The following is a 12,933-nucleotide window of genomic DNA, read 5'->3' as shown; positions in this document are numbered from 1 at the left end:
GCCGAAGCTGTTTCGGCGAAGAGAGAGACACGATTTTCAGCCTGATACAGATTAAACAGAATTTGCCTGGCGGCTTTAGCGCGGTGGTCCCACCTGACCCCATGCCGAACTCAGAAGTGAAACGCCGTAGCGCCGATGGTAGTGTGGGGTCTCCCCATGTGAGAGTAGGGAACTGCCAGGCATCAAATTAAGTAGTAAGCCGGTGCATAAATCCGGTGGTTACAGCAGTCTTCGGTGGAGCGGTAGTTCAGTCGGTTAGAATACCTGCCTGTCACGCAGGGGGTCGCGGGTTCGAGTCCCGTCCGTTCCGCCACTTATTAAAAGCCCTGAGCTCACGCTCAGGGCTTTTTTCTTATCTGACGTTTAATTATTGCGAAATTAGCAAAAATCCTCTGCGTTTTGCGATCTTTTTCTCTATAACAACGCCAGCGATAATCTTCCTCAGTTTACGAACATAATGATTGAGGAATAGTATGACTCTCCCTGCATTTGGTCTGGGCACTTTCCGCCTGAAAGACGACGTTGTTATCGCATCTGTTAAAACCGCACTCGAACTGGGCTATCGTGCAGTTGATACGGCACAGATCTATGAAAACGAAGCTGCCGTTGGACAAGCTCTCGAAGAGAGTGGTGTGCCGCGTAACGAACTGTTTATCACCACGAAAATCTGGATTGAGAATCTCAGCAAAGATAAGCTGATCCCTAGCCTGAAAGAGAGTCTGAAAAAACTGCGTACTGACTACGTAGATCTGACTCTTATCCACTGGCCTTCACCGAATGATGCCGTCTCAGTAGAAGAATTCATGCAGGCGCTGCTGGAGGCGAAAGAGCAGGGCTTAACCCGCGAAATAGGGATCTCCAACTTCACCATTCCGCTGATGGAAAAAGCCATTGCTGCTGTTGGTGCAGAAAATATTGCGACTAACCAGATTGAGCTGTCGCCATACCTGCAAAACCGCAAAGTCGTGGACTGGGCAAAACAGCACGGGATCCACATCACCTCCTACATGACGCTGGCCTACGGTAAGGCGCTGAAAGATGAAGTGATTACGCGTATCGCAGAGAAACATAACGCGACTGCTGCGCAGGTCATTCTGGCATGGGCAATGGGTGAAGGTTATGCCGTGATCCCATCATCGACTAAGCGTGAAAACCTGGCCAGCAACCTGTTAGCAGCGGATCTTCATCTGGATGCAGACGATAAAAAAGCGATCGCAGCGCTGGAGTGCAACGATCGCCTGGTAAGCCCGGAAGGTTTAGCTCCTGACTGGGATTAAGTTTGACCCACCCTCTGTAACCTGAACCCTCACACAGCTCCTCCGGGAGCTGTTTTTATATGTTCACTCAGGAAGTCAATAAAGGCACGAATGCGCGTACTCACCGCTCTGTCACTGTAATACACTGCGCTAAAAGGCATTTCGACCGGCAGGCGTTTATCGGCCATTAGCTCCACCAGTTCACCCCGGGCTATCTCCTTGTCAATCATATAGTCTGACAAGCAGGCGATACCATTTCCTTCGAGACACAGCTGCTTCAGCGTTTCCCCGCTGTTTGAGGATAATCCGCAGGTAATTTCATGAAGTTGACCATCATGACAGGCGACAGGCCAGGTGTTCAGCGACACCGGCTCCGTAAAGCCAAGGCACAGATGCTGCTTCAATTCTTCAACCGTCTCCGGTTTCCCATGCTCGGCAATATACTCTGGCGATGCGATAATTTTGCGGTAGCTGGCAAACAGAGGGCGGGCACGCAAGCTTGAATCTGTCAGGGTTCCCGCCCGGATAGCCACATCCACTTTCCGTTCGATGAGGTTGATAAACGTCTCTGAGGAGACCAGCGATAGCGTCATCTCCGGATAGCGTTCGCGGAAAGGTTTGATCAGCGGCATCAGAAAATGGAGCACAACCGGCGTGGCCGCATCAATGCGCAGCAATCCACGCGGCGTGCTGCGGGTCTCCATAATCTCCGTCTCTGCTGCAGCCATCTCCTGCAGTACCGACTGCACGCGGCGGAAGTAACGCTCTCCTTCTTCCGTCAGGCTCAACTGCCGCGTCGTTCGGTTGAGCAGACTCACTCCAAGCTTCATCTCCAGTTTTTTTACCGAACGGCTGATGGCTGAGTTAGCCTGACCCAGCTGTTCGGCCGCGCGGCTAAAGCTGCCGCCTTCAACGACGGCGACAAAGGTTGTCAGCTCTTCCGATGTTGCTTTCATTGTTGCACCACCTGCAAAATTCTATTGAGATTTTGACCATTTTTGTTATTTAAGCACTGGCGCATACTGCCTGTCATCTTAATCCTGATGATACGGAGTATTTTATGCCACTGGCGCTACTTGCCCTGACGATCAGTGCCTTCGCAATTGGCACGACCGAATTTGTTATCGTGGGTCTGGTTCCCACTATTGCTAACCAGCTTGCGATCTCGTTGCCCTCAGCCGGATTGCTGGTGTCTATCTACGCCCTGGGCGTCGCCGTCGGTGCGCCAGTGCTGACGGCCCTGACCGGACGTTTTCCGCGTAAGCAGCTGTTAGTCGCGCTGATGGTGCTGTTCACCGCTGGCAACATTCTGGCCTGGCAGGCGCCGGACTACACCACGCTGGTGATTGCGCGTCTGTTAACCGGCCTTGCACACGGCGTGTTCTTCTCGATTGGTTCCACCATTGCAACCAGCCTGGTGCCCAAAGAGAAAGCGGCTTCAGCCATTGCGATCATGTTTGGTGGACTGACCGTCGCACTCGTTACGGGCGTACCGTTGGGAACGTTTATCGGACAACACTTCGGCTGGCGTGAAACGTTCCTGGCCGTCTCCTTACTGGGCGTCATCGCCCTGGTGACCAGCCTGCTGCTGGTACCGTCGAATATCCCTGGCCGGGCGAGCGCCAGCCTGCGCGATCAGCTGAAGGTGCTCACGCATCCCCGTTTGCTGATTATCTACGCGGTAACTGCATTGGGCTATGGCGGCGTATTCACGGCTTTCACCTTCCTGGCGCCGATGATGCAGGACCTGGCAGGCTTTTCACCTAATGCCGTGAGCTGGATTTTGCTGGGATACGGTATTTCCGTTGCCGTTGGCAATATCTGGGGCGGCAAGCTTGCGGATAAGCATGGTGCGGTACCGGCGCTGAAATTCATCTTCGCCGCCCTGGTGGTTCTGCTGATGATTTTCCAGTTCACGGCTTCGGTACACTACGCCGCGCTGGTCACTGTGCTGGTCATGGGGATCTTTGCCTTTGGTAATGTCCCCGGGCTTCAGGTTTACGTTGTCCAGAAAGCCGAGCTCTATACGCCAAATGCGGTGGATGTGGCGTCCGGTCTGAACATTGCCGCATTTAATATCGGCATTGCGCTGGGCTCCATCATTGGCGGGCAAACCGTAGCGCATGTCGGATTAGCCCAGACCCCGTGGATTGGCGCGGTGATTGTCCTGGTCGCCTTCCTGCTGATTGGCCTGAGTGGACGTCTCGATAAGCCAGCCCGGGTCGCGCTGGGGTAACATCAGTAAGTGCTTGCTTACAAAACTGGAAAGCGGTTTCTCAGAAATTGCGTTGAAAGTATGACCTAAAGTCCCTATAACATTAGAACCAGTCCGTTTTCCGGGCTGGTTCATGTTACAGAGGCTGTTTCCAAAAGTGCGAAAAAATACCTATGCCATGCGTTATGTTGCCGGAATGCCCGCGGAGAGGATCTTGCCTCCGGGGTCATTTGCGAGCATAAGCCAGGCATTACCCGCCGGCACGCCGTTAAGCAGCGATGAGAAAATCCGTGTACTGGTGTGGAATATCTTTAAGCAGCAGCGTGCCGAATGGTTATCGGTGCTCAAGAATTTTGGAAAAGATGCCCACCTGGTTTTGCTCCAGGAGGCGCAAACCACTCCTGAGCTGGTACGGTTTGCCACCACGAACTATCTTGCCGCCGACCAGGTGCCTGCATTTGTCCTGCCGCAACACCCCTCAGGTGTGATGACGCTTTCAGCAGCACATCCGGTCTATTGCTGTCCACTGCGCGAACGTGAACCTATCCTGCGTCTGGCAAAATCGGCGCTGGTGACGGTCTATCCGCTGCCGGATACCCGAATGCTGATGGTCGTGAATATCCACGCGGTAAACTTCAGCCTGGGCGTGGATGTCTACAGTAAGCAGTTACTTCCGATCGGCGATCAGATTGCCCATCACAGCGGGCCCATCATTATGGCCGGCGATTTCAATGCCTGGAGCCGTCCGCGCATGAATGCGCTGTATCGCTTTGCGCGCGAAATGTCGCTGCGTGAAGTTCGTTTTAGCGATGACCAGCGCAAAAAAGCCTTTGGTCGTCCTCTCGATTTTGTCTTCTATCGTGGTTTGAGCGTGCACGACGCCTCGGTTCTGGTGACGCGCGCCTCGGATCATAACCCTCTACTAGTCGAATTCAGTCCCGGCAAACCTGATAAATAATGGTGTGTCAGGTCTGCCGTGGGGCAGGCCTGTGCGGGTGCTGCCCTTTATTTTTCACTCACAAAGGACAGTACGATGACAACAACACGCTCCCATCATGACAATGTAGAAAAACAGTTTGGTTCTCAGGCAAGTGCCTATCTGAGCAGCGCCGTGCATGCTTCTGGCCGCGATCTGGTGCGTCTCGGTGAACGTCTGGCGGCGTTCCCGCAGGCGCACGTGCTGGATTTAGGCTGCGGGGCAGGGCATGCCAGCTTTACGGCTGCGCAGCGGGTCGCGCACGTTACCGCGTATGACTTATCCAGCCAGATGCTGGACGTCGTTGCCGGGGCGGCAAAAGCGAAAGGGCTGAACAACATCGATACGCGCCAGGGCTATGCCGAATCCTTACCGTTCGATGATGCATCGTTTGAGGTGGTGATCAGCCGTTATTCCGCGCACCACTGGCACGATGTCGGCCAGGCATTGCGCGAGGTCAAACGTGTTCTGAAGCCGGGCGGCACCTTCATCATTATGGATGTGATGTCTCCCGGACACCCGGTGCGCAATATCTGGCTGCAGACGGTAGAAGCGCTGCGCGATACCTCGCACGTGCAAAATTACGCCAGCGGAGAGTGGTTGTCGCTTATCACTGAAGCGGGGCTGATCGCGCGCGCGTTGATTACCGATCGCTTACCGCTGGAGTTCAGCTCCTGGATCGCGCGTATGCGCACCCCGGAAGCATTGAGCCAGGCGATCAGACTGTATCAGGAGAGTGCGTCCGCGGAGGTAAAGGCGTACTTTGAACTGCAGGACGATGGCTCGTTTACCAGCGATACCATCATGGCTGAAGCGCAAAAAGCGGAATAAACAAAAAAGGCACCGAGGGGAATCGGTGCCTTTTTATCTTTCGATCGTGCTATCAGGAGTCTGGCGTCGCGCTGTTCTTCACAAACAGCGTCAGCTGGTCGCCAGGTTTCAGATTGTCAGTATCATTGTTCCAGCGCATCACATCCTTGATGTTCACGCCGTGCCGTTTTGCGATACTGGACAGTGAATCGCCCTTGCGTACGCGATAGGTAATGCTATCGCTGTTGCTGGCGAGACGCTGTGCGCTGCTACCTGCACCTACCGTCAGAGTCTGACCCACTTTCAGGCCGGAACTGCGCAGATTATTCCACTGCTGCAGATCTTTCGCATTCACGCCAAGACGTGACGCGATGCCCGAAAGCGTATCACCTGAACGAACCTTATAGCTGCGGCTGTTAACTGATGATGCATCCGCGATCAGCGTTGACTGAACGGCGGCGATTTCACCAGAAGCTAAAGACTCACGTAACTGCTCGGCATGTTTCTGCGGAACCATTACATACTGCGGGCCACTTGCCCCCAGGGTTGAGCCTTTAACGCCAGCATTAAAGGTTTTCAATTTACTTACCGACATACCCGTCATATCAGCAACCTGTTGAATATCAACTGGATTGCTGAGGCGAACACGCGCCAGTGCACGACTTTCGTCTGGTGTTGGCAGTTGTACACCGTAACGCTTGCTGTTCTTGAGAATATCGCTCAATGCCAGCATTTTCGGTACGTAAATCTTTGTTTCCTGTGGCAGTGAGAGCGACCAAAAATCGGTGGATTTACCCCGTGCTTTATTCGCTTTCATTGCCTTCAGTACACGACCTTCGCCACTATTATACGCTGCGACCGTTAACAGCCAGTCGCCGTCAAACATCTTGTTCAGACGTTGCATCATGTCGAGAGCGGCTGTCGTTGAAGCGACAACATCGCGACGCGCATCATAGTTGCGGGTCTGTTTCAGACCATAGTTTCGCCCGGTGCTCGGAATGATCTGCCAAATGCCTGCGGCATTGGCGCCAGACGTCGCGTGTGGGTCAAAAGCGCTCTCCACTATGGGTAGGAGTACCAGCTCCATAGGCATGTTACGTTTCTTAACTTGCCCGGCTATCCAGTACATATACGGCTCTGCCCGTAACGTTACATCGTGGAGATAGCTCTTATTACTTAAATACTTCTGTTTCTGTTCGCGAATCCGGGGATTTTCCGGAATTCCCATCTTTAGCTCGTCGCCAATAGAGGTCCACAAGTCTTGATCCTGCGCGTAAGATGTTCCATCGTCCATCCAGCGCGCCGAACTTGCAAACTTCCCTGCTTCCCCTTGACCAGCTGCAGAAAGGCTCTGTGCGTGCTGTTGTACGTTGCTGCCGTTTTGCGACTGGCAACCTACAAGCAGGACAGAGGCGAGTAATATCGCTTTTGCCTTCATGTGTGTGTCAATAGTTGCTTAAAAGACGAGCGATGATAACGGCGAAATTTTGAAAAGGCAACCCGCAATTATCTGAAGTTATCTTTCTTTGACCTTAACCATGCAAATCGCTGTTCTGGTTGTTGCATATTTGTTTCTTGGTTAATTTTATTAATTAAATCAATATCATCTGTGCGTAAAAATAAATTAATTTGGCGCTCATTTTTCAGAATTACGGGGAGTGTTTTTTGGTTTTTTGCACGTAACTCCTTCACTTTGTGATAATAATCCTGAATCGCTCGATCCTCGGGTAAGAGGCTCACTGCAAACTTCATATTTCCTAATGTATACTCATGGGCGCAACAAATGAGCGTCTCATCGGGTAGCGCGTTAATCTTCTGTAAAGACTGATACATTTGAGCTGGCGTGCCTTCAAACAGTCTTCCGCAGCCTCCGGAGAAGAGCGTATCGCCGCAAAAAAGATAAGGCTTACTGTAGAAACACAGATGTCCCAAAGTGTGACCCGGTGTGGCAAATACGGAAAACTCCCACTCGCGTATGAGGATATTTTCGCCTTCTTCGACTACATGCGTGATTCCCTTATCTTGTGCCTCTGCCGGTCCGTAAACCACAAGATGCGGAAAATGAGCGCGCAGTTCAGGCACGCCGCCAGTGTGATCGTTATGATGATGCGTCAACAGAATGGCTTCTGGCTGCCAGCCGTTCTCTTTTACGGCGTGCAGTACAGGGGCGGATTCTCCGGGATCGACAATGACGCAGCGGCGATCGTCGTCAACCAAAACCCAGATGTAATTGTCCTGAAACGCTGGAATACTGATAAGATTCATACATTACCTCTTAGAGCGTGGCGGGTGTTTTGATGAAACCGGCAAGGATACCTCAGACTGTCGCAGCACCGGAACGTTGGGCGGAATTGCCCTGGGGTGAATACTATCGCGAAGCGTTAGAACAGCAGCTAAAACCCTGGCTCGCGAAAATGTATGGCTTTCACCTGCTTAAGATTGGCAATCTCAGCGCGGAAATCAATACCGAAAGCTGCGCTATCTCGCATCAGGTTAACGTCTCTCTCGGCGGATCGCCGGTTCAGGTGAAAGCAGACCCGTTGCATCTGCCGTTTGCGGAAAAATCCGTCGATGCGTGTTTGCTCGCACATACGCTACCCTGGTGCAGCGATCCGCATCGTCTGCTTCGCGAAGCCGATCGCGTGCTGATTGATGACGGCTGGCTGGTACTTAGCGGATTCAATCCGCTAAGCCTGATGGGCCTGCGTAAGCTGGTACCGGTGCTACGCCGGACTCCACCTTACAACAGCCGGATGTTCACCATGATGCGTCAGCTCGACTGGCTTTCACTGCTGAATTTTGAAGTGCTCTGCTACGGTGGTTTTCAGGTGCTGCCCTGGGCGCGGCAGGGGGGCGTGGTACTGAGCACCCATCTCCCCGCGTTGGGCTGTTTGCAGTTTATCGTTGCGCGTAAGCGAACCATTCCCCTTACGCTTAACCCCATGAAGCAGAGCAAGTCGAAAACGCCCATCCGCCAGACCGTGGGCGCCACGCGGCAGTACAAAAAAACCGATTAGACGTCGGGCTGATAGCCCGCATCTTCATGTGCGGGATTGGATGCCGCAGCACGCGCCAGTTCGTCGCAGCGTTCGTTTTCCGGGTGGCCTGCGTGGCCTTTAACCCACTCCCACTTAATCTGGTGCTGGCCCAGCGCAGCATCAAGACGTTTCCAGAGATCGACGTTCTTGACCGGCTTCTTATCGGCGGTCTTCCAGCCGCGTTTTTTCCAGTTATGGATCCACTGGGTGATCCCCTGACGCACGTACTGACTGTCGGTGCTTAGCACCACGTCACAATGTTCTTTTAACGCCTCCAGCGCCACGATGGCCGCCATCAACTCCATCCGGTTGTTGGTGGTCAGAAAATAGCCTTCGCTAAAGGTTTTTTCGTGCTGGCGATAGCGCATAATCGCGCCGTAGCCGCCGGGTCCTGGGTTACCGAGACAAGATCCATCGGTGAAAATTTCTACCTGTTTACGCATCTCTGGTAGACTTCCTGTATTCGAAACGTTCAGTTAAACGATAAGTCTGACATAAATGACCGCTATGAGCACTGCAATTACTCGCCAGATTGTCCTCGATACCGAAACCACCGGTATGAACCAGATCGGCGCGCACTACGAGGGGCATAAGATCATCGAGATCGGTGCCGTTGAAGTGGTGAACCGTCGTCTTACGGGGAACAACTTCCACGTCTACCTCAAACCCGATCGGCTGGTGGATCCGGAAGCGTTCGGCGTTCACGGGATTGCCGATGAGTTCTTGCTGGATAAGCCGACTTTTGCGGATGTCGCTGACGAGTTCCTGGAATACATCAAGGGCGCCGAGCTTGTCATCCATAACGCATCGTTCGATATCGGCTTTATGGATTATGAATTCAGCAAGCTTAATCGTGATATTCCGAAGACGAACACCTTCTGTAAGGTGACGGACAGCCTGGCGCTGGCAAGGAAGATGTTCCCCGGCAAGCGTAACAGCCTGGATGCACTCTGCTCGCGCTACGAGATAGACAATACCAAGCGAACGCTCCACGGGGCGTTGCTCGATGCCCAGATCCTGGCCGATGTCTATCTGACGATGACCGGCGGGCAGACGTCAATGAAGTTCAGTATGGAAAATGAATCCCAGCAGACGCAAGGCGAAGCGGGCATTCAGCGTGTTGTCCGTCAGGCCAGTCGGTTGCGGGTTATTTTAGCCAGTGACGAAGAGCTTCTTAACCACGAATCCCGGCTTGATCTGGTCCAGAAGAAGGGCGGCAGCTGTTTGTGGCGCGCCTGAAAAAACGCCTTAATGCCTGTAAAATCATCGTTTGGGCGATTTTTGCAGCAAACGATTCAAAACGTGAGAAAAAGCGTTGACGAGATCGGAGGCGCACCGTAATATGCGCCTCGTTCCCCAAACGGGAACAGTGGAGCGGTAGTTCAGTCGGTTAGAATACCTGCCTGTCACGCAGGGGGTCGCGGGTTCGAGTCCCGTCCGTTCCGCCACTATTCAGAAGGCCTGAATCAGAAATGATTCAGGCCTTCGTCGTTTCAGCCTTCAGTAATCTCATTCTCCCCCTTATCGTTAACAAAAAGTTAATACTCATAGTGCAATTTATTAACAATTGCACGGATATAGTGCATTATTTGCACTGGTATTGTGCATTACTCCATCACTCCTCTCTTCGCACCTCATTCAGAATGTTTCTTTCTGTAAAAATAATTCACGCAGAATCATCTGGTTATCTCCTGCTTTCCAAAAATATACCGAACCAATTGCGTATTGGTTTGGTTATTGCTTAATCATTAGCACGATAAGCTTCATTCCATATCAATAACTTATCGTTAATAAAAATAAAGTCATGATGAAAGCGAGCGAACCAATATGGAAAAACCGTCACGGTTTCTGGCCAATTCCAGCACCGCGCTTGAGCAGTTGCGCGGGCTTATCAACCAGCATGAGTCAACACCAGGCATACCGCTGCCCACGGAACGTGAGCTGTCGGACACTCTCGGCGTAGGACGACGTGAAGTACGTCGTGCGCTGGACGTGCTGGAAGAAGAGGGGCGCATCTGGCGTAAGCAGGGCAAAGGGACCTTTATTGGCCCGGCGGCACCTGTTGAACCGCTGGCCCTTCAGGGATTGGTTCAGCAAACCAACCTTCTGGAAGTGATGGAAGCTCGTCTACAGCTCGAACCCGGCTTAGCCCGGCTTGCGGCACTGCGTGCCACCAGGGAAAACCTCGCGCTCATGCAGCGCATGCTGGAACGCATCGACAAGGTCAGTCCGGACGACCGCGATCTCAACGAACTCTGGGACAGCGCCTTTCACCGGGCGATTGCTGAGGCGGCGGGCAACCGTCTGATGCTCGGCCTGTTTGATGCCATTGATGCCGTGCGGCGCGAACCGGGCTGGCAGCATCTGCGCGAGCTGGCACGCACCCCCGAACGTGTCGACAGCTATAACGACCACCACCATAAGATCATGTCTGCGATTATCCATCGCCAGCCTAATGAAGCCGCGGCCGCCATGCGCGAACACTTGCTCAGCCTGCAAACCGCCCTGATTCAGGCGATCCACCTTGAGGACGACTTCACGCCATGACGACAATACCCTTTAAGGACGCCACACCCGTATTGCGAGTGCAAAACCTCAACGTTACGTTTGCTGGCTCGCCGGTTAGCGTGCTTGATGGTATCTCGCTGACCGTCAGGGCGGGCGAAACGCTGGCGCTGGTGGGGGAGTCAGGTTGCGGGAAAAGTATCACCTCCCTGGCGCTGATGGGATTACTGCCCGCCAGCGCGCAGATTGTCAGCGGTGAGATGCAGTTTCGCCGCCACAATCTGCGAAAGCTCTCACCGCGGGAGTATGCCGATCTGCGCGGCAGCGAGCTGGCGATGATTTTTCAGGAGCCGATGACCTCGCTCAATCCGGCGTTCACGCTGGGGGATCAGCTGAGCGAGGCGGTTATGCGACACCAGAACGTCTCGCGCGCAGAGGCGATGAAGGTCGCGCTGCAGATCCTCGAGAAGGTGCAGATCCCGGCGGCAGAGATGCGCCTGAAAGCATATCCCCACCAGCTTTCCGGCGGCATGCGCCAGCGCGTGATGATTGCGATGGCGTTGATTAACCACCCCAAACTGCTGATTGCCGACGAGCCGACCACAGCGCTCGACGTCACCATCCAGGCGCAAATCCTCGCCTTGCTCAACGCCTTAAAAGAGGAAACCGGCACGGCGGTGCTGATGATCACCCACGATTTAGGCGTGGTGGCAGAAGTCGCCCAGCAGGTCGCGGTGATGTATGCCGGGCAGGTGGTGGAGCAGGGGAGCGTGGAGGCAATATTCGCCGACCCGCAGCACCCGTACACCATCGGCCTGATGGGGTCGATCCCCTCGCTGGGCGCACGCAAGGGCCAGCTCTCCACCATTCCCGGCGCGGTCCCGCTCCCGGAATCCATGCCGAAAGGCTGCCGTTTTGCCACCCGCTGCCCGTTTGCGCTGTCGCGCTGCCATGCTGAAAAACCGCCGCTCACCGCGCTCGGCGCGGGCCATCAGGTCGCCTGCTTCCGCGTGCCGCTCGAACACCACATTGCCCTGGGAGAGACCGCATGACCACGCCCATTCTTGAAGCCCGTGACCTCAGCAAGCTTTTCCCCGGCCCCAAAAAGCTCTTTACCCCGGCACGGTTTGTCACCGCGGTCGATCGCGTTTCGCTTGCCGTGATGCCGGGCGAAACGCTGGCGATCGTCGGCGAGTCCGGCTCCGGCAAATCTACGCTCGGCCGCCTGCTGCTGCGCCTGCTGGCCGCCAGCGAAGGGCGCGTGTTTTATCAGGGGGAGGAGATCACCGACGCCTCCGGTGCCCGCCTGAACCAGCTCCGGCGCGAGCTGCAAATCATCTTTCAGGATCCCTTCGCCTCGCTCAACCCGCGCATGACGGTGGAGCAAATCGTCGGGGAGCCGCTGTGGCTGCATCAGAACATGAAAAAAGTGGAGCGTCAGTACCGCGTTGCCGAGCTGCTTAAAACCGTGGGCCTGCCTGCCGCCTGGGCCGGGCGCTATCCGCACGAGTTTTCCGGCGGGCAGCGCCAGCGTATCGGCATTGCGCGTGCGCTGGCTTCCGGGCCGAAGCTGCTGCTGGGCGATGAGCCGGTATCCGCGCTGGACGTCTCCGTTCAGGCGCAGGTGGTTAATCTGCTGGAGAGCCTGAAGCACCAGCTGGGGCTGACGATGGTGATTGTCGCCCACGGCCTGGCGGTGATCCGCCATATGAGCGACCGCGTGGCGGTCATGTACCTCGGGCAAATCGTTGAGCTTGCCACCGTCGATGAGATTTTTGACGCACCGCTGCACCCCTACACCCAGGCGCTGATCGCCTCGGCACCGCAGATGCAGCCGGGCGTTGAGCGAGATGCGCCGCTGCTGCAGGGGGATCTGCCCAACCCGGCCAGCCCGCCGTCCGGCTGCCGTTTCCACACCCGCTGCCCGTACGTCACCGATGAATGCCGCCAGGTTGAGCCGATCAATCAGGTGCTCGACGGCGGACGTCAGGTTGCCTGCCACCGCTGGCAGGAGATCAACCGCGATCGCAGCGTTATTCAGATCGCACCGCCATCCGCCGCCTTTCTGCGCCGCCGCGCGCTGTTTGAACACGCGGCCACTCACTCGTCCCTTCCTTCAAGGAACTCATGATA

13 protein-coding genes, 2 tRNA genes and 1 rRNA gene are annotated in these 12,933 nt (G+C 54.8%); 12 read left to right on the top strand and 4 right to left on the bottom strand.

Annotated elements, in window-relative coordinates; all coding sequences use genetic code 11:
* Positions 1–65 precede the first annotated feature (65 nt).
* From rrf to dkgB, 3 genes are all read left to right on the top strand, one after another.
* Positions 66–181, top strand: a 5S ribosomal RNA gene (gene rrf / locus M2422_RS10420).
* Between the two features lie 55 nt (positions 182–236).
* Positions 237–313, top strand: a tRNA-Asp gene (locus tag M2422_RS10415).
* A 160-nt stretch (positions 314–473) separates the two neighbouring features.
* Positions 474–1,277 (top strand): 2,5-didehydrogluconate reductase DkgB, encoded by an 804-nt coding sequence (gene dkgB, locus M2422_RS10410; RefSeq protein WP_048980839.1) that lies wholly within the window; start codon positions 474–476, stop codon positions 1,275–1,277.
* A 29-nt stretch (positions 1,278–1,306) separates the two neighbouring features.
* On the opposite strand, the gene yafC is transcribed toward dkgB, so the two are convergent.
* Positions 1,307–2,212, bottom strand: coding sequence for a DNA-binding transcriptional regulator YafC (gene yafC / locus M2422_RS10405; protein ID WP_064673488.1), 906 nt, complete (start codon positions 2,210–2,212; stop codon positions 1,307–1,309).
* Positions 2,213–2,316: 104 nt separating this feature from the next.
* On the opposite strand from yafC, the gene M2422_RS10400 reads away from it, so the two are divergent.
* The 3 genes from M2422_RS10400 (at position 2,317) to M2422_RS10390 (ending at position 5,278) form a co-directional block, all read left to right on the top strand.
* Positions 2,317–3,492 carry an MFS transporter gene (locus M2422_RS10400; RefSeq protein WP_064673487.1) on the top strand — a complete coding sequence of 392 codons (1,176 nt, stop codon included), beginning with the start codon at positions 2,317–2,319 and terminating at the stop codon, positions 3,490–3,492.
* Positions 3,493–3,628: 136 nt separating this feature from the next.
* Positions 3,629–4,429 (top strand): endonuclease/exonuclease/phosphatase family protein, encoded by an 801-nt coding sequence (locus M2422_RS10395; protein WP_024909448.1) that lies wholly within the window; start codon positions 3,629–3,631, stop codon positions 4,427–4,429.
* A gap of 75 nt (positions 4,430–4,504) precedes the next feature.
* On the top strand, positions 4,505–5,278 hold the full coding sequence (locus M2422_RS10390) for a class I SAM-dependent methyltransferase (protein ID WP_048980843.1): 774 nt from the start codon (positions 4,505–4,507) through the stop codon (positions 5,276–5,278).
* Positions 5,279–5,330: 52 nt separating this feature from the next.
* Here M2422_RS10390 and mltD read toward each other — a convergent pair whose 3' ends face one another.
* The gene (gene mltD, locus M2422_RS10385; RefSeq protein ID WP_032661729.1) at positions 5,331–6,695 is read right to left on the bottom strand and encodes a murein transglycosylase D; all 1,365 of its coding nucleotides are present in this window, start codon (positions 6,693–6,695) and stop codon (positions 5,331–5,333) included.
* 68 nt (positions 6,696–6,763) lie between these two features.
* Positions 6,764–7,522, bottom strand: coding sequence for a hydroxyacylglutathione hydrolase (gloB, locus tag M2422_RS10380; protein WP_064673486.1), 759 nt, complete (start codon positions 7,520–7,522; stop codon positions 6,764–6,766).
* 32 nt (positions 7,523–7,554) lie between these two features.
* On the opposite strand from gloB, the gene M2422_RS10375 reads away from it, so the two are divergent.
* On the top strand, positions 7,555–8,274 hold the full coding sequence (locus M2422_RS10375; RefSeq protein ID WP_023310484.1) for a class I SAM-dependent methyltransferase: 720 nt from the start codon (positions 7,555–7,557) through the stop codon (positions 8,272–8,274).
* Here the strand turns inward: M2422_RS10375 and rnhA are convergent.
* Positions 8,271–8,738: a ribonuclease HI gene (gene rnhA / locus M2422_RS10370; protein ID WP_023334599.1), complete on the bottom strand. Its 468-nt coding sequence runs from the start codon at positions 8,736–8,738 to the stop codon at positions 8,271–8,273. The two genes, M2422_RS10375 and rnhA, sit on opposite strands and share 4 nt — an antisense overlap.
* Positions 8,739–8,802: 64 nt before the next feature.
* On the opposite strand from rnhA, the gene dnaQ reads away from it, so the two are divergent.
* From dnaQ to M2422_RS10345, 5 genes are all read left to right on the top strand, one after another.
* On the top strand, positions 8,803–9,534 hold the full coding sequence (dnaQ, locus tag M2422_RS10365; protein ID WP_055703371.1) for a DNA polymerase III subunit epsilon: 732 nt from the start codon (positions 8,803–8,805) through the stop codon (positions 9,532–9,534).
* A gap of 132 nt (positions 9,535–9,666) precedes the next feature.
* Positions 9,667–9,743: transfer RNA gene (locus M2422_RS10360), tRNA-Asp, on the top strand.
* A gap of 379 nt (positions 9,744–10,122) precedes the next feature.
* The gene (locus M2422_RS10355) at positions 10,123–10,842 is read left to right on the top strand and encodes a FadR/GntR family transcriptional regulator (RefSeq protein WP_023334601.1); all 720 of its coding nucleotides are present in this window, start codon (positions 10,123–10,125) and stop codon (positions 10,840–10,842) included.
* On the top strand, positions 10,839–11,852 hold the full coding sequence (locus M2422_RS10350) for an ABC transporter ATP-binding protein (RefSeq protein ID WP_064673485.1): 1,014 nt from the start codon (positions 10,839–10,841) through the stop codon (positions 11,850–11,852). Before M2422_RS10355 ends, M2422_RS10350 begins: the two co-directional genes overlap by 4 nt.
* Positions 11,849–12,931 carry an ABC transporter ATP-binding protein gene (locus M2422_RS10345; RefSeq protein ID WP_064673484.1) on the top strand — a complete coding sequence of 361 codons (1,083 nt, stop codon included), beginning with the start codon at positions 11,849–11,851 and terminating at the stop codon, positions 12,929–12,931. The genes M2422_RS10350 and M2422_RS10345 overlap by 4 nt, the downstream gene beginning before the upstream one ends.
* Positions 12,932–12,933: the final 2 nt, after the last annotated feature.

The organism is Enterobacter sp. SLBN-59 (genome assembly GCF_024807915.1).
In the GTDB taxonomy this organism is placed as follows: Bacteria; Pseudomonadota; Gammaproteobacteria; order Enterobacterales; family Enterobacteriaceae; genus Enterobacter; species Enterobacter asburiae_B.
This window is presented reverse-complemented; position numbering and strand designations above follow the sequence as displayed.